The sequence below is a fragment of the Mesorhizobium waitakense genome (genome assembly GCF_056431085.1).
Genome location: NZ_JBWKME010000031.1, coordinates 31,899 through 53,782, shown reverse-complemented (window position 1 = coordinate 53,782; position 21,884 = coordinate 31,899). Strand labels below are relative to the sequence as shown.

20 protein-coding genes are annotated in these 21,884 nt (G+C 62.2%); 10 read left to right on the top strand and 10 right to left on the bottom strand.

Translation table 11 applies throughout. The annotated features are described in order from the left end of the window. Nucleotides 1-56: 56 nt before the first annotated feature. Nucleotides 57-1,322: a polysaccharide biosynthesis/export family protein gene (locus tag AC07FD_RS09320; protein WP_478349599.1), complete on the bottom strand. Its 1,266-nt coding sequence runs from the start codon at nucleotides 1,320-1,322 to the stop codon at nucleotides 57-59. An 82-nt stretch (nucleotides 1,323-1,404) separates the two neighbouring features. After that, nucleotides 1,405-2,082, bottom strand: a complete 678-nt coding sequence (locus AC07FD_RS09315; RefSeq protein ID WP_184873244.1) for a sugar transferase — start codon at nucleotides 2,080-2,082, stop codon at nucleotides 1,405-1,407. Between the two features lie 601 nt (nucleotides 2,083-2,683). On the opposite strand from AC07FD_RS09315, the gene AC07FD_RS09310 reads away from it, so the two are divergent. Next, nucleotides 2,684-2,959 (top strand): exopolysaccharide production repressor exox, encoded by a 276-nt coding sequence (locus tag AC07FD_RS09310; RefSeq protein WP_478349598.1) that lies wholly within the window; start codon nucleotides 2,684-2,686, stop codon nucleotides 2,957-2,959. Between the two features lie 18 nt (nucleotides 2,960-2,977). Here AC07FD_RS09310 and AC07FD_RS09305 read toward each other — a convergent pair whose 3' ends face one another. From AC07FD_RS09305 to AC07FD_RS09280, 6 genes are all read right to left on the bottom strand, one after another. Next, nucleotides 2,978-4,822, bottom strand: a complete 1,845-nt coding sequence (locus tag AC07FD_RS09305; protein WP_478349597.1) for an ABC transporter ATP-binding protein — start codon at nucleotides 4,820-4,822, stop codon at nucleotides 2,978-2,980. An 8-nt stretch (nucleotides 4,823-4,830) separates the two neighbouring features. Then, a complete protein-coding gene (locus AC07FD_RS09300) occupies nucleotides 4,831-5,832 on the bottom strand; it encodes a phosphoenolpyruvate carboxykinase (ATP) (protein ID WP_478349596.1) in 1,002 nt (333 codons plus the stop codon). Beyond that, nucleotides 5,829-7,751, bottom strand: a complete 1,923-nt coding sequence (locus AC07FD_RS09295) for a lasso peptide isopeptide bond-forming cyclase (RefSeq protein ID WP_478349595.1) — start codon at nucleotides 7,749-7,751, stop codon at nucleotides 5,829-5,831. The genes AC07FD_RS09300 and AC07FD_RS09295 overlap by 4 nt, the downstream gene beginning before the upstream one ends. Next, nucleotides 7,748-8,125 carry a lasso peptide biosynthesis B2 protein gene (locus AC07FD_RS09290; RefSeq protein ID WP_478349594.1) on the bottom strand — a complete coding sequence of 126 codons (378 nt, stop codon included), beginning with the start codon at nucleotides 8,123-8,125 and terminating at the stop codon, nucleotides 7,748-7,750. The genes AC07FD_RS09295 and AC07FD_RS09290 overlap by 4 nt, the downstream gene beginning before the upstream one ends. 124 nt (nucleotides 8,126-8,249) lie before the next feature. Continuing rightward, the gene (locus tag AC07FD_RS09285; protein ID WP_478349593.1) at nucleotides 8,250-8,594 is read right to left on the bottom strand and encodes a PqqD family protein; all 345 of its coding nucleotides are present in this window, start codon (nucleotides 8,592-8,594) and stop codon (nucleotides 8,250-8,252) included. Between the two features lie 132 nt (nucleotides 8,595-8,726). Then, entirely contained in the window at nucleotides 8,727-8,879 is a 153-nt protein-coding gene (locus tag AC07FD_RS09280) for a lasso peptide (protein WP_478349592.1), read from the bottom strand. A 517-nt stretch (nucleotides 8,880-9,396) separates the two neighbouring features. Here AC07FD_RS09280 and AC07FD_RS09275 point away from each other — a divergent pair. From AC07FD_RS09275 to AC07FD_RS09240, 8 genes are all read left to right on the top strand, one after another. After that, on the top strand, nucleotides 9,397-10,527 hold the full coding sequence (locus AC07FD_RS09275) for a nucleotidyltransferase family protein (protein ID WP_478349591.1): 1,131 nt from the start codon (nucleotides 9,397-9,399) through the stop codon (nucleotides 10,525-10,527). Between the two features lie 90 nt (nucleotides 10,528-10,617). After that, on the top strand, nucleotides 10,618-11,640 hold the full coding sequence (locus AC07FD_RS09270) for a glycosyltransferase family 2 protein (protein WP_478349590.1): 1,023 nt from the start codon (nucleotides 10,618-10,620) through the stop codon (nucleotides 11,638-11,640). Between the two features lie 290 nt (nucleotides 11,641-11,930). Next, a complete protein-coding gene (locus AC07FD_RS09265) occupies nucleotides 11,931-12,335 on the top strand; it encodes a hypothetical protein (RefSeq protein ID WP_095082848.1) in 405 nt (134 codons plus the stop codon). Between the two features lie 151 nt (nucleotides 12,336-12,486). After that, nucleotides 12,487-13,350, top strand: coding sequence for an endo-1,3-1,4-beta-glycanase ExoK (exoK, locus tag AC07FD_RS09260; protein ID WP_478349589.1), 864 nt, complete (start codon nucleotides 12,487-12,489; stop codon nucleotides 13,348-13,350). A gap of 67 nt (nucleotides 13,351-13,417) precedes the next feature. Continuing rightward, nucleotides 13,418-14,749: a UDP-glucose dehydrogenase family protein gene (locus AC07FD_RS09255; protein ID WP_095082841.1), complete on the top strand. Its 1,332-nt coding sequence runs from the start codon at nucleotides 13,418-13,420 to the stop codon at nucleotides 14,747-14,749. 67 nt (nucleotides 14,750-14,816) lie between these two features. After that, a complete protein-coding gene (locus tag AC07FD_RS09250) occupies nucleotides 14,817-16,259 on the top strand; it encodes a GMC oxidoreductase (RefSeq protein WP_478349588.1) in 1,443 nt (480 codons plus the stop codon). A gap of 14 nt (nucleotides 16,260-16,273) precedes the next feature. Further along, on the top strand, nucleotides 16,274-16,723 hold the full coding sequence (locus tag AC07FD_RS09245) for a hypothetical protein (RefSeq protein ID WP_478349587.1): 450 nt from the start codon (nucleotides 16,274-16,276) through the stop codon (nucleotides 16,721-16,723). A 66-nt stretch (nucleotides 16,724-16,789) separates the two neighbouring features. Further along, the gene (locus AC07FD_RS09240) at nucleotides 16,790-17,869 is read left to right on the top strand and encodes a glycosyltransferase (RefSeq protein WP_478349586.1); all 1,080 of its coding nucleotides are present in this window, start codon (nucleotides 16,790-16,792) and stop codon (nucleotides 17,867-17,869) included. Between the two features lie 64 nt (nucleotides 17,870-17,933). Here AC07FD_RS09240 and AC07FD_RS09235 read toward each other — a convergent pair whose 3' ends face one another. Next, nucleotides 17,934-18,956, bottom strand: coding sequence for a phosphoribosyltransferase (locus AC07FD_RS09235; protein WP_477412910.1), 1,023 nt, complete (start codon nucleotides 18,954-18,956; stop codon nucleotides 17,934-17,936). Between the two features lie 53 nt (nucleotides 18,957-19,009). After that, on the bottom strand, nucleotides 19,010-20,506 hold the full coding sequence (locus AC07FD_RS09230; protein ID WP_478349585.1) for a lipopolysaccharide biosynthesis protein: 1,497 nt from the start codon (nucleotides 20,504-20,506) through the stop codon (nucleotides 19,010-19,012). Nucleotides 20,507-20,692: 186 nt separating this feature from the next. Between AC07FD_RS09230 and AC07FD_RS09225 the strand changes: the two genes are divergently transcribed. Further along, on the top strand, nucleotides 20,693-21,883 hold the full coding sequence (locus tag AC07FD_RS09225) for a glycosyltransferase (protein WP_478349584.1): 1,191 nt from the start codon (nucleotides 20,693-20,695) through the stop codon (nucleotides 21,881-21,883). Nucleotide 21,884: the final 1 nt, after the last annotated feature.

The window sequence follows — 21,884 nt, the reverse complement described above, 5'->3', positions numbered from 1 at the left end:
GGACGGTCGAATTTGGACCCAATCCCTTCCTTGACCAACACGGATACTCTAGGGGTCTACTGGCTGGTCAGCGGCGCCAGCTTGACCTTGATCACGTCGCCAGGCAGCACCGGCGTATCTTCCTTCGCCGAGATTTCGCTGCTCTTGCCGTCGACGACCCGCACCAATGCGTAGAGCAGGCTGGATTGCTGGTCGGTGTCGCTGGCGACTCTCATCGAGGGATCGCTGGCCTGGGCCATCAGGCCTTTCTGCATATTCACCTTGAGCGCGGCCTCGTTGAGGTCGGCTTCGGTCTGCTGCCGGTCGGTGGCGAGATTTGAACTCAAGGTGTTCTGGGCATCGATGGCGTCCTGCGTCGCCTTGCTGATCGCCTGCTTGGCGGTGAGGATGGCCGTTTCGTAGTCCAGGATCTTGCCCTGCAGGTCGGCGACGGACTGCCGCGAATCGAGCAGCCGGGCGTTAGCGATCAGGCCTTTCTGGGCCAGCGGGCCGATGCTGGTGAGCTGCTGCTGGGCCAGGTCGACCTGCTGCTGCTGGTTGACGATCTTCTTCTGCAGCGACTCGATTTCGGACTGCAGAACCCCCTTCAGATCGCTGAGCGCCTCAAGCTTCAGCTTCAGCGCCTTCTGGTCGGACGTCAGGATCGTCATCTCGTCTGCGACGATGGCTGGCAACCGCGGATCGCCCTCGGCCTCCTTCGGCACCTCGAAACTCGCCTTGCCGGCCATATCGGCGTCGATGCGGGCGCGCTTGACGAGCAGCCGAATGCGCTGGTCGTCAGAGATATCGAAATTGCCCTTGGCGGTGACCAGGTCCTTGCCGAGCTGCGGGCCATAGTCGGCGTTTCGCCTGATGCCACCGGCGACACTGATGGCCTTCAGCACCGTCAGCTCGGGCACATAGGGAAATTGGCCGGGGTTCTGGACTTCGCCCGAAATGTAAAATGGCCGGTACTGCGCCATTTCGACAGAGGCTTCGGGCTTGTCCGACAGAGCGAGCTTGCGCTGCAATGCCTGGCCGATCGCCGCTGCGATTTCGGACGTGGTCTTGCCGGATGCCGGAAGCTCGCCGGCGAACGGCACCGACAACGTGCCGGAAGAGCCAACCGTGTACTCGCCATTCACCGCCGACCAGTCACGGAATGTGCCTTCGACCGTCTGCCATTCGGCAACGCGGATGGTGAGCTTGTCCTGCGATCCGAGACGGTATTCGTCGGCCGCGGCGATGTGGGGGATGACCAGCGACATGGCAACGCATGTGGCCATCAAACGCGCCCGCCGCAGCCGGCCGGAAACCGGGCCGCTGCGAAGGGCTTCAAACATATCTGTTTTCAACTGAACGTTCCGATCCGCTTTAGCCCCATCGCCCGATGATGCTTGCCGCGAAAGCCTGGCATCGCGGCGGTCAGTAAGAGCCGCGTGACATCCAGACAGCGGGGACTGTCTTGATGATGATGCGAACGTCCTCGAACAGCGACCAGTTCTCGACATAGTGGCGATCGAAGGCGACGCGGCTGTCATAGGAGACGTCGTTGCGACCGCTCACCTGCCACAGGCCGGTCAGGCCCGGGCGGGATTTCAGATAGTAGACGGCGGAGGTGCCATAGATCTCGAGCTCGTCGCGCACGACCGGACGCGGCCCGACAAGGCTCATGTCGCCCTGCAGGATGTTGATGATCTGCGGCAGCTCATCGAGGCTGAGTTTCCTCAAGACCGCTCCGACGCGGGTGACGCGCGGATCGTTCTTCAGCTTGCGGGTCGCCACCCATTCCGCGTTGGCGTCCGGGTTGGTTGCGAGATAAGCGGCCAGCACCTTGTCGCCATCGGGAACCATGGTGCGGAACTTCAGGCACGGAAAAATCCGTCCCCCGCGTCCGATTCGCCTGTGGCCGTAGAAAATCGATCCGCCGTCGGAAAGTTTGACGAGCAGAGCGATCATAACAAACAGCGGGCTGAGAGCGATCAAGCCAATCAGTGATCCGGTGATATCGAAGCTGCGTTTGAGCAGGCCGCCGATCGGCGGCGGAAAATCGATGTCGACCTGCGAAAAGCCCGCTGTGGCCGACTTGGCAACGTCCCTCATGCCGTAAACTCCATGCGTGAACGAATGGTTCGCCGCAAGATACCAAAAAAATGTTGCAGCGCAACACACAATTTACCAACCGGTTGAAATAGTCGCGTCATGAATTGACTAAATAATAAGCTAGCCATGCACAAATTTCGGGATATTTAGCACATTTGTGACAATAAATGGGCAAACCCCGAAAAATAAGGGCCTTTTTGGGGCGGTTCTTAGGCGGGCTGTCCTATGGGGTAAGGCACGGAGCACAATAGTGCTTTAGCAGAGCTCGATACTCAAGGCAAATCCCGTAAAATACTACTTAATATCGTTTCTTTTACTCAAGAATGGCGACCATTCGAGGTCGCTTCAAATCCCTTTGCGTGCATTGCAGCATGGCCGAATCGATCGCAAAAGCTCAATCAAAAATATCCGGAGTTGCCCTTGCCGCCTACTGCTCGCCTTAATAGAATTGAAAATTATACCTGTCAGAGTGGCGACAGGTAGAAAAGGCCGGAAGCAACCGGCCGAGAGCGGGCGACCTTAACAAGCCCGCATGACAAGGGACGGCGCTCGGGTGGGGCAATCGTTATATAGACCCGAGCCGGTTTATGGGCTGTTGGGTATGGCATTTCCAAAATTCATCGTCGGGATGATTTTCGCTCTTTCAATCGTCGTTGCCTGGTCCTGGCTAGGCGGCGCTTCGATCGGTACGACGCTGATCCGCGTCATCATCTGCGCAATTATCATTCAGGCGGGCTACTTCGTGCTCGTCTATGCCATGATCGCCAGAAGCCCGCCGACGCCGGCCGACATGGCTCGCGACGCGGAGAGAAAGCTGAGTGCGCCCGAGGTGGCCGAAGGCGAGAAGCTGGGCAGCGCCAGGCGAAGCCTGCACTAACCAGAAGCCTGCCGGCCCTCACGCAACGTTAGCGGGCTGGCTCTCGGACTGTTCGCCCAAAAGCATCCGCGACAATCGGCTGCCGGCTTTTTCCTTCAGCCGCTGATATTGCCCGACTTCGACGACCCGGCCGTTTTCCATCGCCACCACCCAGTCGGCGAAGGCGATCATTGACGGCCGGTGCGCGATGGTCAGGATCGTCATGGTGCCGCGCAATCCGTCAATCGACTGGGCGATCAGCGACTGGTTCTGCCAGTCGAGCGCGCTGGTGGCCTCGTCCAGGATGAGCAGGGACGGCTTGCGCAGCAGCGCGCGCGCAAGCGCAATGCGCTGGCGTTCGCCGCCCGAAAGCCGCACACCGCGGTCGCCAACCACCGTCTCGAGCCTGATGTCGAGCCGTTCGACGAATTCGCCGGCGTGCGCCGAGCGCAGCGCGGCCCACAGATCGTCATCGCTGGCTTGCGGCGCGGCAAGGCGCAGGTTCGCCGCAATCGTGTCATGCAGCAGGAACACGTCCTGCGGCACATAGGCCACCTGATCGCGCCAGCGGCGGCGGTTGCCGGCATCGATCTCGACGCCATCGACGAGCATCGTGCCGGCGGTCGGCTCGAGCAGGCCGAGCAGCATGTCGGCGATCGTGCTCTTGCCCGAGCCGGAGGGGCCGATCAGCGCGGTGACCTTGCCGGCCGGCAGGCCGAAGGTGATGTCCCTGACGACCATCTTGGCGGGGTCGTCGCCATAGCCGAAGCAGACGTCCCTGATGTTGAGGCCGGTTGCCAGCGACAGCTTGCCGCCTTCACCGGCTTCTGCATCGCCCGGCTCGCGTTCGGCGTCGAAACGCGCCTGCATGCCGCGCATCGCCGTATAGGCGGGCAGATTGATCAAGACCTGCTGGGCCTGCGTCTGCATGTCCATGAAGCGCGGCGCGATGCGCATGAAAACCAGCAGCAGGACGACGATCTCGGCCAGCGACAGGTTGAAGCGGACCAGCGCCACATAGATGAACAGGCTCAAGCCAACGACGCTCGCCACCTGGAACACCGCGGTGCCGATCGTGCTGTTGCGCACATAGTCGACATTGTCGGCCTTCATCTTCTCGAGCGTCGCTTGCAACTGTGCGAAATAGGTCGCCTCGACATTCAGGCTCTTGGCCACCTTGATGCCGCCGAGGAATTCCGAAACCGTCCGGTACTGATCCTGGCGATTGGCGGTCAGAACCCGGCCAAAGGCGGTGGCCCGCGATCGAAACGGCTGCAGGGCCACGAACATCACGATGCCGATAATGACCGCAAACAGCGTCATCACCGGCGAGATGAACACTGAAACCAGCAGATAGCCGGCCAGCAGCACGGCGATCTGCACCAGCATCAACAGCGAGAAGGCAGCCCCCTGGACGCGGTCGATATCGCCGGTCAGGGCATGGTCGAGATCGGAACTGCGCATGCGCGTGAAGACGCCCCAGCGTGCCTTGCCGATGCTCTCGAACAGATTCATGCGCACGCGGTTGATGAAATCGAACAGCAGTTTGGCCATGTAGACCGACTTGAAGCGGTTGAACGCCGCCTGCACGGCAACAAGCCCGACCAGCAGGCAAAGCACGGTCGTCAGTTGCAGCGTTCCGTCCGGCACCAGCCAGCGTACGAAATCATTGTTCGGCAGCTTGACCGCAAAATCCTGGTCGGGGCGTCCGACCAGATGCAGCAGCGGCACCAGCAGCAGGATGGAGATACCTTCGGTCAGGCTGCCGAGGATCAGGAAGAGCAGCGCCGTCCAGGTTCGCCGGCCGCCGATCTGGGCAATGGCGGCGCCGAATGCGGCAACGTCTCGAAACAGCGACAGGCGAAGGATTGAGGACTTCGACATAATTGCGCTCACGGCCGCCAACGACCTGGTGTCAGATCCCCGGCCGCCAGATCCCTTTCGATCAGGTCCACGGCCTCACCGATCCTGTCGAGGCCCGTCGGGACTTCGAGGCGGCGAACGCCGACATGGTCAGCCAGCCGCGCGCATTGGCGAAGATGCACTTCTGCAAGATCGCTGGGCAGGGCCGCGCGGCCGAACCGCGTCACATAGGAGAATTTGATGATGGCCGGCAGGGCGGCGATGCCGGGCAACGGCGTGATGGCGGCCTTTTCGCCGCGCTCGAGGATATAGATCCTGGTCGCAGGCACCCTGTTGGCGGAAAAGGCACCATTCAGGCGATGCTGCATCTTGTCGATTGCCAGATGCACTTGCGGTCGCACCTCGGCTTCTCCGAGCGAGATCGCCGCCGCGGCGTCGGCTGCCAGCTTGATCTGCGGAAAACCCGGAACGATCATCGGCTGACCCGGATTGGCGAGGTCCAGCGCCACCACGTCATCGGTAAGCAGTTCATGTCCGGCCCGGATCATCGCGCTTGCCGTCGTCGACTTGCCGGCGCCCTTGTCGCCCATGAAGATGGCGCTCGTACCGGCAACCGCAATGGCACTGGCGTGCAGGACGAGCAGGCCGCGCCGGTGCAGCAGCAGCGCCATCACCGGACCCAGCAGCGGAAACGCGATCAGCATGTCGTCGACGCCGGGCGCCGGCTCGACGTCGACGCGGCAGCCATCGCTGATCAGGAATACGCCGACGGCATGCCATGCGAGATATTGCCGGTCCGCCTCGAAGCGAAACTCGGTCGCGGCTTCCAAGCTGGGTTTTGGCAGGTCGATCGGGCCGACGGCGATCACGACGTCCGCCGCCCCAGGCGCCGCCGGCTCCAGTTCGGGCAACGTCACCTCGGACGCGATGGTCAGGCCATAGGCGCGGTAGAAGCGGCGCTCTCTCGCGGTCCGGCCATCCGGGCGGGGATGATCACTGTATGCGGCAAGCGGCTCGTTGCGCGGCATCATGCGGGTCTCCCGCTGTGCTGGAGCTGCCGCAGCCAGAGCGACAGCGATGCCGATCGCCAGACATACTGGACATCCAAAGGCGCGGCCCGATCGGGCTGGCGCAGCAGCCGCGCATAGGCAGCACTCACCTGGGGGAGATTGACGTAGGGCGCGATGCGGCTCGCATCCGAGATCAGCAGCTGTTCCAGGAGGTCGCGGTGGTTGCGCAGCATGCCGTTGACGAGATTGGCGGTGAAGTCGATCTTGTCGCGCCGCCACTGAACCGCTGTCGGCAGCACGCCTTCCATGGCGCGACGCAGCACATAGCGACCAAAGCCGTGGCTGAGCTTTTCCTCACCGGGCAGGCCGAGGCAGAACTCGACCAGCGGCTTGTCCCAGAACGGATAGCGCGGCTCGACGCCGAAATTGGCCGCGGCCTTGTCGAGAACCTCGAAAGCATGCGGGACATAGCCATTCGACAGGATCCAGCGATGGCTCAAGGCGTCGCTGGCCTGGACGCCGGGCGGCATATATCCGGCTCGGTGAAATCGGTCGACAAGCTCGGTGCGCCTGGCCAGATCGGGATTGATCAGGTCGCGCCAGCCGCGGCCGCGCGGCGCCTGCGCCGGTCTGCGCATCCTGTTCAGGGTGCGGTTTGCCAAATGTCTTAGCTTCGCGATCCGCCAGGCCGGTCCGTAGAGGGTCAGGAACTGGAAATACAGGCCCAGCGTGCTGTCGCCATAGGTGTCGGAGGCGCTGCGGATCTCACGCCACAAATCCATCCATCTGCCGGCATTGGCAAGCTCATGCAGATGGCCATGACCTTGCGAAACGACCTCGTCGCCGCCATGGCCGTCCAGCAGCACCTTGACGCCCTTGGCGCCGGCAGTCCGGTAGATGCCGCGAGTCAGCGTCAGGCCCGGCGCCAGGAACGTCCCTTCCTGTTCTTCGAGCACCCGCTCGAACTCGGCGAATGGCGCATAGTTGCCGACTGGAATCAGCGTTCCGTCGACCTTCTGCTGATCCAGCACGGCATCGATGAAGGGGCGCTCGTCCATCGACGAGCCCTTTTCGAAAATTAGCGAGAAGGTGGGCAGCCTCGGCTTGCGCTCGGCGGCGTTCTGCAGGCCGGCGACACAGGCGATCGAGGAGGAATCGAGGCCGCCGCTCAGCATCGCGCCAACCGCCGAGGTTCCGCGCATGCGATTGCGCACCGATTGCGAGAACAGATGGGCGAATTCCTCAGGCACATCCGACCCTATCGGTCGTTGCGACGGCTCGATCTGCCAGTAGCGGCGCAGCACCACTTGTTGGCCGGTGACGGTTAGGCTGTGGCGCGCCGGCAAGCTGAAGATGTCGCTGTAGGGTGTCGCCTGCGGATCATCGGGAAGCCCGGCCAAAAACCCCGAGATCTGGTGCTCGCTGACATGTCCGCCAACCCCCTCGACGCCCAAGATCGGCCCGATCTCGGAGGCAAAGGCAAAACGCCGATCCGCCGCATGGTAGTAGAACGGCTTGACCCCGAAATGGTCGCGCGCGCAAAACAGCAGCTGCCGCTCGGCATCCCAGATGGCGAAGGCGAAATCGCCTTGCAGATGCACGGGGCAGGCTTCGCCCCAACGCAGATAGGCCCGCATCAGCAGGGTCGCATCGGCGACCGATCTGTCGCGGATGCCAAGCCTGGCCAGCAGCTCGTCGCGGTTGTCCAGCCGGCAATCGGCGGTGATGGCGAGCTTGCCGTCGGCCATCGTCAGCGGACCGGGGCCGGCGTCATCGGTGGTGTTGAGCCAGGCGTGGCCAAGCGCGATGCCGGTGTCCAGCCACCACGAATTTCCATCTGGGCCACGATGGCGCATGCGCGCCAGCATCTGCTGGATATCGGCCGCCGCGACCGCTACCGCGTGCCCCTGTCGAAGCAGGATTCCGGCCACGCCGCTCATCGGCTGCCGTGGTCGACCAGATGGGCGAAACCGTCGATCGATCCGCCAAGCACGATATGATTGTCGCTGACCAGCCAGGCATGCGCCTTCAGTTGCTCGCCCGAGCCGCGTTCGATGCCGATGCGTATCTTCGAGGCATTGCCCTGTCGAGCAAGCATGTATTGACCCGAAAGCGCCTGGGTCAGGCACGTGGCGTTGGGAACGAAACGGGCCGCCGCGGCAACCCCCCAGGCGACGCGCCGCAGTTCGCCCATGCTGGCGCACTGTCGCGCATCAAGCCGCGTCACCAGGCTGCGAACACGGTTGTAGGGCAACAGTGTCAGCCCCAGCCGAACCGCCGCGACCACCAGCAGGCAGCGGCCGAGGAAGATCATTTCCGAGCCACTCAGGGAGAGAATCCCAAACAGGCTTCGCCGGCCTTGCCGGCGCTTTCTCTGTCTGGGGCTCCTTTCGGTCGCGGGTTCCTGCCGCAAAACCATGGCCTTGTGCGGAACCTGCTTAGACAAGTTCCTCATGATCAAGCCTCGCAAGCCCGTTATCGGCCAGGCCCTTCAGCAGTGCCTCGACGTCGGCCTGGCAGCGCTCTGGATCGACGTTGTAGCGCGCAAGCACGGCGCTGCGGATCTCCGCGATCGACCTGGGCTCCTGGATCAAATCCCAGATGAAGGCGCCGACGCCGTTCAGGCTGTAATAGATGTTGGATTTCAGATTGAGGAGCGCCAGGCCATCGCCGAACTCGCAAGCCACGGCATCCTTGGTCGCACTCACACGAGCGTGGTCGGCTGAATATCGGTCGGCCAAATCCTGGTCGGCCAACTCCTGGCCGGATTGCTTCCAGTTCATCCCAAAACCTCGCTTACACTACGCTTCGCAGTTCCAGGCAATGAAAGGGGAGTCGGAGGCAGTGCCCCCGACTCTCTTATTTTTTAAACCCAGAGACCCAACGTCATCACTCTGGAGTAATTGCGATAGGCTTCAGGAAAACGTCAGGTCGCCGATCGGCGTATGCGCGGGGAAAGACGCGTCGATCGCCGTGCTGCCGCCGCCGCCCTGGGTGATGGTTTCGATCGAACCATGCACCGTCACGCTTGGCGTCTCGTATTCTTGCTTTTCAACATTCTGTTCCATTTCACTCTCCAATAAGGACTGGAAACGGCTTGTCGAGTGCCGTCAGCACTTGCATGCTGCAGCGCAATAGCTGCATGGCAGCATTTATGAGTCAAGCCTGATTTACCAGGCATTAATCAATTACGGGTTGCGCGAGCACCTTATGTGTGGGTCATGCCTAAAATATGACGTCTTCTAGACCGATTCCCTATGTTTGGCGACCATGTCGATGCCGATTCTTTAAGCATTTGATTTTGCTTGAATAAAACATTTGCCAAGTGCCTTTATTTTAGGCATCCCTAATAGGGTGAACTCAGCCGGCAAATCCATGGTGAGGCCAGCTGAAAACGCCTTGGTAGGGGCGGTATTTCAACAGCGGTTTTGACCGACTTTTCAGAAGTGTCGGTAAACGCTCAGGTTGCAAATTTCTGCGATGCAAAAGGAAAGGCTTTACGCCATCAAGGTTTTTGGTGATGCTTGCTTCGCACTTGCAGCATACGCGCCGCGCAAATCGCTTTTTGGGGAGACTGTGCGCTAAATGGCCTTGCCGGATGGTTCCTATGAACGACTGCGCGCCGCCGATTGTGCCGACGAGGTTGCCTATGTGCGGGCCTGCCTGCGGTTGTATTTCGCCGGGGCAGGAGCCACTACTGGCGACGTATCGATGCCCAGCCCTGGCGGTGCTAATGTTGCCGACATCGCCAGGCTGAACAAGGTCGCGACGTTTGTCCTCAAGGCCCTGTCGCGCGCGCCTGTCAGTGACAGACCGCCTGGGCTTTTCCATTGGCTGGACAGCTACCGCAGGAGGACGGTTTCGATGAACGCGTCCTGCATCATGGATTCGATGGCGATCCATGACGTGCTGCGCGAAAGCCGGATCGATTTCGTCTTTCTGAAGGGTCCGTTCCAGCAGCAGCTTCTCTATGACGACCATTTCATGAAGCCCTCGGGCGATGTCGACATTCTGGTTTCACCGGTCGGGTATTTCAAGGCGCGGGATGCGCTGCGCTCGATCGGCTACGAGGTCGCCGGCAAGTCGCGCTCCGTCTGGTGGGTTCGCTTCCTTGGCGAACAGCATATGACGCGCGGCGACGGACCGAGGCCGTCCACGGTCGATCTCCACTACCGCCTCCAGCAGCCCGGCTCGCCGAGCCCGCGCGACGCGGACGGGTTTCTGCGGCGAAAGCGACAGGTCGAAATCGCCGGCTCGACGGTGCCGTTCACCTCGCCCGCCGACACGCTGCTTTTGTCCTGCATCAGCGTCGCCAAGGCGCTGTTCAACCGCGAACCCTGCGCGGGTTATGTTTGTGACGTGCGCGCCAGCGCCGGCCGCCTCGACGAGGCTCACCAACGGCTTGTGCTCGATGCCGCGGTAGCGCAGGGGCTGGACGATACGCTGCTGCTTGGTATACGGGCAGCCGATGTACTGCTCGGCGGTGCCGGCACGCTGCTGTCGGAGCGTGCTACGCGCATCCTGTCGCGCATCGGCAATGAGGACCTGCTCAACATGGTCATGGCGCCGTGGCTGTCGTCGCTTCGGTGGCCGCAGCGGCGAACGGTGCTGTGGGAACTGTGCGGTCGCGCGCCGGTCCGCTATCTGGCGGAAGCTGGTTGGGCGGCGTCCGCTGACATCAGCCGCCGCATCTTTGAACGGCCGGGCGGTCGTTGAATGAACACAGATCTGGCGCTGGTGGCAATCGGGCATCGAACGGGTACGGGGCGAACACAAATCGATATCACCTGTACGGGAGGCTAATCCATGTCCATGACGAAATCCCAGGTCTGCGTGATCATCGCGGCCAAGAACGCGGCGGCGACAATCACCGTCGCCATCGCGTCCGCGTTGCGCGAACCGGAAGTGGCGGAGGTCGTCGTCGTCGACGACGCCTCCACCGACGACACCGCGGCGGTCGCGCGATCCGCCGACGACGGCAACGGCCGGCTTGCGGTGATGCGCCTCGATGTCAATCGCGGCCCCTCCTACGCCCGCAACGCGGCGATCGCCAGTTCGAGATCGCCGTTCATCAGCATTCTCGACGCCGACGATTTTTTCCTCGAAGGCCGGTTTCGCAACCTGTTTGCCGTCGCCGACTGGGATTTCGCGGCGGACAACATCATGCTCATCAGGGATGATGCAACCGGCGACGCGACGAAAATCGTCGCCCCGCAATTTGCCGCGGATCCGGAATTCCTCGATCTCGAGCGCTTCGTAGAAGGCAATATTTCCAGGCGCCGCGTGCAAAGGGGCGAACTGGGCTTCCTCAAGCCGGTGATCAGCCGCGCCTTCCTCGATCGCCATGGATTGCGCTATGACGAGAGCCTGCGGCTCGGCGAGGACTATGAACTCTACGCCCGCGCTGTCGCCTGCGGGGCGCGCTTCAAGGTCATCCGCTCGTGTGGCTACGGCGCCATCGTCCGCGCCGATTCGCTCAGCGGCCGCCACAAGACGCAGGACCTGAAGCGTCTGGCCGATGCCGATCTGGCACTGCTGGCGATCGACAGTCTGCCGGAAGGCTCGAAAGCGGTGCTGAGACGGCACGAGCGGCACGTGCGCGACAAATACCGGCTGCGCAATTTCCTCGACGTCAAGGCCGAGCACGGGCTGGCATCGGCAGCGGCCTACGCATTTGCCAGCCAATCCAACCTCGTCCCCATCGTCCAGGGCGTGGCGTCCGACAAGCTCGAGGCGCTGTTTCGCCGCGTCGGCCTCGTGTCCAGGCACAAACACGTGCCGCCATTGCGTTTTTTGATGGCAGGCACAAGCAGCGGCAAGGAGCGGTGAAACTGTCCGTTTCGCCCGGGTTGACCCGCCGGCGACAAGCTCATCGCGCAAACCATTTCGCTCGGATTTATGAGTTTACGAACTGGGTGGTTGCCTCGCGGCCCAGACGATGGCAGTCTATGTTGCGGTGCAGCAAATTGGACGACCAGCCGAACTGGCCCCCGATCGGATTGGTCTGATGTCTCTCCCTCAGAGGAGCAGGACAGAGCAGTATGAGTTTTTTGAGCCCCGGCTGCGGGGATCGGCCAGAAGCCCGGCCCGTTGGCCGGCGATGACAGGAATCTAAGTTCATGGCTTCGATATTCGGTTTCAGATCCAGGGATCCGGCCCGCGACCGCCAGACCGATGGTTCACGCCTTGATCGCCTGGCAAAGCTGTTTGAGCAGATCGCGGTCGAGATCGAGGCCGAGAGAGCCGGGTTGGAGAATCGCTATCGGACGAAGGCGACCAACGCCGCTTTCCTGGTCGAAGCGATGGAGAACGGCTCCACCTCCGACCGTCGGTCGTCCGAAGTCAGCGCACTGACGACGTCGATCCTGAATTGCGAACGCCGCATCGCGGAGCTGTCGCGCCAGAACGGCATGATGAAAGAACTCCGTCATTCGCTGGATACGGTCTTCGACGAGAATGCGGCGTCCGATTCGGCCACTGCTGCCGCCGAGTACACCAGGCCGGCGGGCGCTGGCAGAGGTTGAAAGTGAAGGTTCGCAATTGCTGCAACAGATTTGATGCGAGGCAGGACAAGGTCAGGGGAGGGTCAAGCAGGAGGTCAAGGTTGGCCCGTTCAGGAAGTGGTTCGAACGTCGACTTTGGGTTGGGGATGCACAGCACAAAGGTGAGTTTGGTATGAATTCGAATCCGAAGACTATGTCCACCATCGCAACCGGCGGAACGCCGTTCACAAGCCAGGCCAGACAAGCCGGCCTCAAGCGGCTGAGTGCGATCAGCGCGTTGCTGCTCGTCGCTCTTGGGAGCTTGGTGACGGCTCCCGCCCACGCGCAGGACATTCCGACGTCGCCATCATTCGTCGATGATTTCACCAGCTTCGATCGTGCACGCTGGTATGTTTCCGACGGTTGGTCGAACGGCAGTCATCAAAACTGCACCTGGTCGAAAGGCCTGGTCGCGCTGTCCGACGGCGTGCTGTCGCTCGGCTTCGAAAAGCAGAAGCTGAAGGACCGCGACTACGCCTGCGGCGAGATCCAGACCAAGCAGCGGTTCGGTTACGGCACCTATGAGGCGCGGATAAGGACCGACACCGGCTCCGGTCTCAATGCGGCTTTCTTCTCCTATATCGGACCGTCCGACAAGCAGCCCTGGGATGAGATCGACTTCGAGGTCCTGACCAAGGACACCTCCAAGGTGCAGGTCAACGCCTACATCGCCGGCAAGGGCAACAATGAGAAGCTGGTCGACGTGGCGGGCGGCACCAACAAGGCCTTCAACGACTATGCCTTCGTCTGGCAGAAAGATAGCTTGCGCTGGTATGTCAACGGCCAGCTGGTCAACACCATCACCGATCCGGCGAAATTGCCGACGCATGCCCAGAAGATATTCTTCAGCCTTTGGGGCAGCGACAAGATGACCGGTTGGATGGGAGCGTTCGCCGATCCAGGCCGCAAGCTCACGCTGCAGATCGATCGCGTTGCGTTCACGGCCTTGGGCGAGCCCTGTCAGTTTCCAGAATCGCTGGCATGCAGCATAAAGTAGTTGGGAAAGTCGATTTGAACTGGCCGGGCCGAGAGCGGCCCGCTGCCTTGCATGGGAATGAAATCGAATGAATTTGACGGTCTTTGGAATTGGCTATGTCGGTCTCGTGCAGGCAGCGGTGCTTGCCGAAGTCGGGCACCAGGTGGTGTGCGTCGACATCGACGCCAACAAGGTCGAGCGGCTCAACCAGGGGTTCGTTCCGATTTTCGAGCCGGGGCTCGAAAGCCTCGTCAAGGAGAACCATGCCGCTGGCCGCATCAAGTTCACCACCGACGCAGCGGCCGCGGTCAGGCACGGCGAAATCCAGATGATCGCGGTCGGCACGCCGCCGGGCGAGGACGGTTCGGCCGATCTCAAATATGTGCTGGCGGTCGCCGAGACCATCGGTCGTGAGATGGACACCCCCAAGATCATCGTCGGCAAGTCGACCGTGCCGGTCGGCACCTGCGAAAAGGTGAAGGCCAGGGTCGCCGAGACGCTGAAGAAAAGAGGGCGTGAGGACCTGTCCTTCGACGTCGCTTCGAATCCGGAATTCCTCAAGGAGGGTTCCGCGGTTGCCGATTGCATGAAGCCCGACCGCATCATCGTCGGCACCGACAGCGAGGGCACCGAAGCGGTGATGCGCGAGCTCTACGCTCCCTTCAACCGCAACCACGAGAAGATGATCGTGATGGACGTGCGCAGCGCCGAATTCACCAAATACGCCGCCAATTGCATGCTGGCGACCAAGATCAGCTTCATGAACGAGATGGCCAACCTGGCCGAACAGCTCGGCGCCGACATCGAGGAGGTCCGCAAGGGCATCGGCAGCGATCCGCGCATCGGCTACCACTTCATCTATCCGGGGCTTGGCTATGGCGGCTCGTGCTTCCCCAAGGATGTGCGCGCGCTGATCAAGACCGCCGAAGGCGTCAAGTTCGACGCCAAGCTGCTGCGCGCCGTCGAGGAGCGCAACAACGAACAGAAATCCGTCCTGTTCGACAAGGTGAACCGCTATTTCAAGGGCAATCTCAAGGGCAAGACCTTTGCGCTGTGGGGGCTGGCCTTCAAGCCCAACACTGACGACATGCGCGAGGCGCCCGCCCGCACGCTGATGGAGGCGCTGTGGAACGCCGGCGCCAAAGTGCAGGCCTATGACCCCGAGGCGATGCAGGAATGCCAGCACATCTACGGGCTGCGCGACGACCTGTTGTTGTGCGGCACCAAGGAAGCCGCGCTGCGCGGCGCCGATGCGCTGCTGATCGCCACCGAATGGAAGAGTTTCCGCGCGCCGTCCTTCGACGCGATGAAGGATGCGCTGACCACGCCGATCATCTTCGATGGCCGCAACCTCTATGACCCAAAGGTCATCGCCCGCCACGGCATCGAATATCACTCGATCGGCAGAATGGCGGCATGAGGCCGGGAGCGAACAGCCGGAAGCGGAATCCGCCGGGTGCGCCCGGCGCGGCAAGGAGTTGTGGCTGATGGTGCTGGACGTAAAGCCCGAGCAAATCACCAGCGATCATTTCGATCTCGTCGCGATCGGTTCCGGCTTCGGCTCGGCCTTCTTCCTGCATGAGTTCGCCAAGCGCCGAAAGGCACGCGTCCTGGTGCTCGAATGGGGCCGGCACAACACCCATGAATGGCAGCTCCAGCAGAATGCCAACACCGACATCGACGACGAGACGACCTACAAGACCAATTCCGACAAGCCGTGGAATTACACAATTGGACTGGGGGGTGGAACGAACTGCTGGTTCGCGCAGACGCCAAGGTTCCATCCCAATGACTTCAGGCTGAAAAGCACCTACGGCATCGGCAATGACTGGCCGATCAGCTATGACGACGTCGAGCCGTTCTACTGTGACGCTGAAGACATCATGTCGATCTCCGGCGATCCCGACATGGCGGCGATGCTGCCGCGCTCGAAGCCGTTCCCGCAACCGCCGCATCGCATGTCGACGCCGGACCGGATGATGAAGGCGGCGCAGCCCGGCCAGCATTTCGTCATGCCGACGGCGCGGGCGCGTGTGCCGACCGCGCAGCGCACCTCGTGCTGTGCCAACCTGCGCTGCTGGCTGTGTCCGGTCGACGCCAAATTCACCGTCAACAACGGCTTGATGCATGTCTTCGAGCATCCCGACATTTCGGTTTGCCTCGGTGCGGAGGTGCGGCGGCTCGATCATGTCGGCGGCACGGTCCGCTCGGTCACGTTCATGCATGACGGCAAGGAATACCAGGTCAGCGGCGACCTTTTCATTCTCGGTGCCAATGCCATCCAGAGCGCCGCGATCATGCTGCGGTCCGGCCTGGGCGGCGAATTCGTCGGCCGCGGCCTGCACGAATCCTACGGCTGGAACTTCGAGGTCTATCTCGACGGTGTCGACAATTTCGACGGCAGCACCATCACCACCGGCCTGAACTTCGGCCTCTATGACGGCCCGCACAGATCGGAGCATGCGGCGGCACTCGTCTATTTCGAGAACCGTTGGCAGCACGGAATGCGTGCCGAAAAGGGGCGGCTGCGCCAGGCGCTGCCGCTCGTCGTGGTCACCGAAAACCTGCTCGACCACGAAAATTTCGTCACCCTCGACGAAGACGACAACGCCTTCGTCAGCTTCAAGGCGCCATCGGACTACGCGGTCAAGGGCATGGCCCGCGCGCTGGAGAAATTGCCTGACCTTCTGGCTCCGCTGCCGGTCGAAAAGCTCTTCGATCGCGGCATCCGGCCAACCGAATCGCACGTCCAGGGCACGCTGAGGATGGGAACCGGTCCGGCCGATTCTGTGATCGACAGCGACATGATCCATCACCAGTTGAGAAACCTGGTTGTCGTCGGCACCAGCACCTATCCGAGCTGTTCCTGCGCCAACCCGAGCCTGACCGCCGCGGCCCTCTCCCTGAGGGCGGCGAGCCGCATGGCGTGAGAGGAGGGCATCTGATGATCGAAGTTTCCAGACGCTCGGCCTTGGCCATCGTGGCCGGTGGGGTGGTGTCGACGGGCGTTGCCTTTGCCGCCGTGAGCTCGTTTTCCGATGAGGACCTGGTGCGCGTCACCCTCGAAAAATACCTCGGCAGGCTCAACATCCGCATCGAGCATCTGCAGCAGTTCGTGCTGGAGTTCCGCAACCGGAATCCGTGGATATTTCCCAGTGACAAGCTTGGCGACGCCGTCACCCTGGTCGAGGAGCTCAAATTGGGCGCCGTCCGCCGCCTGCTGCCCCAGGAGAAGCGGGAAGATCTGATCCAATTCGATCGCTGGGTCATCGCCGAATTCCATATGCTGACGGACTACGCATGGCGCAGTTCGCCCAATGACCCGATCCGGTTTACCGGCTGGCAATCCTGTACCAATCCGTTCGCGAATCTGGAGCCGCCGAAGCTTGCCTGACGTCGAAAGCGAGGCGCCGCCGGTTGCCTCGGAACGAAATACGATATGCGACAAGGAGCCCGATCCATGAAAGTCCTTTTTGCAGGTGGCAGCGGCTATCCACCCGAGTTCAGCGGAGGCGTTCAGTCGAGCACGCACCATCTGGCCGAACAGTTGATCGAACATGGCCATGAAGCCGCTGTGCTCGCCGCCCTGTTCGGCGATGGTGTCTTCGGCTTGAAGGCGCGCGCCAAAATGAAGCTGTTGCGGCAACCGGCGGTCATCGACAGCTATCCCGGCTATCCGGTGGTGCGGGCCTGGTTTCCCTGGGAAGCGGCGGCCTTTGCCGTCGACAGGCTGAAGCCGGACGTGGCCGTGGTCCAGTGTCACAAATCGGTTCCGATCGGCAAGGCGCTGCAGGCGGAGGGCGTGCCTTTGGTCGTCTATCTCCGCAATGTCGAATTCCATGAACTGGGCGGCAACCTGCGCGAACTGCGTTCTGCACTATACATCGCGAATTCCGAGTTCACCGCGCGCACCTACAAGAACGAGTTCGACATCAACGCGACGGTGATCCCGCCGACCATCAATCCGGCGCATTACAGCACGCCGACGACGGGGCAGTTTGTCACGCTGATCAATCCCTATGAGGAAAAGGGTTTCGAGCTTGCGGTGCGCATCGCCGGCGCCTGCCCCGAGATACCGTTCCTGTTCGTCGAAAGCTGGAAGCTGGAAGACGATCATCGGGCGCGGATCGAACAGACGATCGCGCCTTTGGGCAATGTCGTGTTGGAGAGCCGCACCAGCGACATGAAGACGGTCTACGGCCGCACCAAGATCCTGCTTGCTCCCAGCAAATGGGAAGAGGCATGGGGCCGCGTCGCGTCGGAAGCCCATTGCAGCGGAATCCCGGTTGTCGGCTCGCGGCGTGGCGGCCTGCCCGAGGCGATCGGCTCAGGTGGCGTGGTGCTCGACTACGATGCACCGCTCGCCGACTGGGTCGCGGCCGTCAGGCGGCTGTGGAACGACAACCAGGAATATGACCGGGTCTCGGGCCTCGCGCGCAGCTTCGCCGGGCGGCCCGAGCTGGAACCCGATCGCCAGTTCATCACCTTCTTCTCGATCGTGGACAGGGCGATACAGCAGCGCGCGCGGCAAGCCGCTTAACCCAGACTCGCGGCGCCAGCCGCGTAGGAACCAACTCGCGGCAAGCCTGGTGGCGTCGTGCGGATCAGGCCGGGCGTTTGACCCGGCTCTTCAGCGTCTCGTAACCGCGCGCACCGAGCAGGGCGCGGGCAAGAGTCTTGGCGGCGCTTTTGCGGCCCTCTTGCGAGTTGATCTGGCGCAGCCTTGCCGGCAGGTTGCGGGCCGCCTGGCCAAGTGCCGGCAGCGACAGCGCGTCGGGAAAACTCACCATATGCGTTTCGACGCACAGCACCGGCTTGCCGGACAGTTCGGTGATCCTCAGCGCCTGCTCGTGCTCGCTTTCGATGAACAGGATGGCATCGGATTTGCGGTAGAAATCGGCCTTGAAACTGCCATGCGCGCCAAGCCGCTGCCGCTCCGCCTTGCTCGGCAGATCGAGCATGATCAGCTGGTCGTATTTGATCTCGTGTTTGGCGAGCCATGCCTCGGTCAGCGCGCGATATTTCTCCAGCCGGCTGGTGACCAGCCAGCCGATCTTGTGGGTCGCAACATGCAGAGGCCGCGCCTCGCTGAGGAATTTCTCATAGGCCGGGCCATCGTCGTTTTCGGCTTCGGTCGGATCGAGGCACAGCACGCCGTCGATGTCGACGCAGCATTGCGCCAGGAATTTGTGATGCATGAAGTTCCACTGGAACATGCGCGGATGCGGCACGACCTCGAAGACGACATCGGTTTCCTGATGTTGCGGCTGCAGGCCGAACACCGCGGCAAAGGTGAAATCGGCCTTGATGCCAGCCGTCTCGATGCGCGAGCGTGCATCGCGCATGGCGTTGCCGCCGGCGACGCTGTCGTCGATCACCAGCACCTTGCGCATTTCGGAGACCTTGCGGTCGAGTGCCGCCCGGCGCTTGGTGATGCCCGACGTGTAGATCCGCCCGGCCAGGAAGCTGTCCAGATCGGTCATCGGAATGTTTGCCGCCAGGCTCACCAGCGTCGCCGCGAGCACACCGCTTCTGGGAACGCCGACGACCAGGTCGATGTCACGCGGCAGCCGGTGCAGGCCCCTGACGATGGCGTCGTTCATGTCGGAAATCGATCGGTAGTGCATAGGGTCAGACCTGGTCCTGGAGTGAATGTCCGCACCTGTCGAGGTCGCGCAAACTATTGCGCCTCGCGTGGTGCTGCTGCGGGCAGCCTTGCCGGCAGCATCTTCAAGGCCTCGCGCAGGGCTTCGCGGCCGGATGCGAATGCCAAGGCGACGACGATGGTGATCAGATAGGCGAGAACGGCGCCGCTGGCCAAGCCAATGACATGCTGCTGCGGCAGCACCGGCTTCATGAACCAGATGGCGGCCAGCGCCAGATGGGCGCCAAGCACGAACGGCATTGCCGCACGCAGCACGTGGTGCGCCTGCAGCGGACCGCTCTTGCCGACATAGAGCCACAGGAACGGCGTCCTCAGATACTCGCTGATCGCATAGGCAATCGCCACGCCCAGCGCGCCATAGGGCAGGCCGAGCGCGAAGGCCAGCACCGACGTCACGGCCGTTATGATGCCCCAGCGCATGAAATCGCCGGAGCGGCCCTGGCTGACGAAAAGCCATCCCGCCGGATTGTTGAGCGGCTGCAGCAGCCCGGCAAAGCCGAGCGCCAGGAAAATGTCGGCGCTCGCGCGCCATTGCTCGCCGAGCACGAAGGGGATCAGCACGTCCGACATCGCGGTGGCGAAGGCGACGCCGGGAAGCGCCACCAGCAGGATCAGCGGCATGACGCGCAGATAGGCACTGCGGTAGCGATCCGGCTCGTCCTTCAGCCTGGACAGCGCCGGAACCATCACCTTCGACAACGGATTGGTGATCTGGCTCAGCGGAAACAAAAGCAGCTTGTAGGCGCGGTCATAAAGGCCGAGCTGGGCTTCGCCCCAGTATTTGCCGATCAGCACATTGTCGAGGTTGCGGGCAAAGAAATTGGCGAAGTTGAAGCCGGTGATGCCGGCGCCGAAATGGATCAATTCGCTGATTCCGGCGACCTTGCGCGGCAGGCCGGGACGCCAGCGCGAGCTTGCCCAGTAGCAGAGCGTCGGCAGCACGGCACCGGTCAGCGTACCGGCAAACAGTGCCCAATAGGAGCGGTCGATGAAAGTCCAGGCGATCGATACGGCGAGCCCCACGACGGCGCTGGCGACGTCGATGACGGCCAGCCGGCCGAACTGCATGCGGCGCGTCAAAAGCGCCAGGTGCTGCGCGCCCAGCCCATAGGCCATGATCTGCAGCCCGAACGCCGCCACCAGGCCGGCCACGCGCGGCTCGCCGTAGAAAGCGGCGACCAGAGGGGCGGCACCTGCGAGCACGCAGGCCAGAATCGCGCTGACGGCCACATTGATCCAGAAGAGGTAGTTCACTTCCTCATGCCGGATGCCGCTCTTCTGGATTGTCGCCTGGGTCAGGCCGAAATCCTGGAACAGCGCGATGAAGGCCAGCACCGGCGCGCACATCGCCACGACGCCGAAATCCTGCGGCGACAAAAGCCGCGACAGCACGATGACGGATATGATCTGTGTCGCGACGCGCACCGATTGCGCCATGGCCGTGACAACCGCGCCGCGCCCAACGGATTTGCGCAGGGAGCCTTCCGGCGGATCGAATGCATTGGCTTCCAAATTCAGGATTCCTGACTTTTGTGCGGATTTCCGACCCCGAAAAAATCCACCACCGCCACCAACGACAAACTACGGCAATAATTTTGCAGTGCAACAGAAAAGGTGGATCGTCGCGCCAAAAATGTTGCGATGCAGCAAGAGCTGTACTAGGTTCTCCTTGGGTGGGCCAACAGCGGTCGAGTTTTCATGCTGCATGTCTTGTACCTTGTGCACGACGTCTCCGATCCGGCCGTGCGCCGGAGGATCACAATGCTCAGGGCAGGTGGGGCCGAGGTCACGTTGGCCGGCTTCCGTCGCACCACAAATCCGATTGCGGATATCGAGGGATTGCGGCCGATCGACCTTGGCGCGACGCGTGACGGGCGATTCGGCCAGCGGCTCGCGGCGATCGCCAAGGCGGCGGTTTCGATCGGCTCCAGGCTTGGCGACACGCCCAGGCCCGATCTCATCATTGCGCGCAACCTGGAAATGCTTGCGCTTGCCCGCCGCGCCAGATCCGCCTTTGGTGCATCGGTTCCGATCGTATACGAGTGCCTCGACATTCATCGCCTTGTGCTTCGCAAAGATGTCCTGGGCAAGGCGTTGCGCGCCGTCGAACGCTTCCTGGCCAGGGACGTGAAGCTGCTGGTGACCAGTTCGCCTGCCTTCATCGCCAATTACTTCAAGCCGTTCGGCCAGGTCGCGGCGCCGATCGAACTGGTCGAGAACAAGTATTTCGAGGCAGGCGCGATTCTGCCCGGCAGCCCTGAGACGCACGGCAGCCCTGACGAGGTTGCGAGTCCCGTCGGACCGCCGTGGCGGATCGGTTGGTTCGGCGCGTTGCGCTGCCGCCGCTCGCTCGAACTGCTGGCCGATTTCTCCCGCCGGATGGAGGGACGCTTCGAGATCGTGCTGCGGGGCCGTCCGGCTCTATCCGAATTCCCGGATTTCCATGCCTTCGTCGAATCAGAGCCGTGGCTCTCGTTTGGCGGGCCCTATCGCAACCCGGAGGACATGGCGTCGATCTATGGCGACGTCCATTTTTCCTGGGCGATCGATTTCTTCGAAGCGGGACAGAACTCCGAATGGCTCCTGCCCAACCGCCTCTACGAAGGCTGCCGCTTCGGCGCGGTGCCGATCTCGATGGGCGACACCGAAACCGGGCGGTTCCTCAGCAAACAGGATATCGGCATTCTCTTGCCGAAGGCTTCGCCCGAGGCGCTCGAAGCGACGCTTGGCAAGATGGATGAGCATCGTTTCGCCGGGTTGAAGGCGCATGTTCTTGCCCGCAACCCGCGGACCTGGAGCTACGACCGCAGCGATTGCCGGGCGCTTGTCGAGCGGCTGCGCGGCTTGACCGCCGTATCGGGTTCGTTTGCAGCCGAGGCGTTGGCATAGG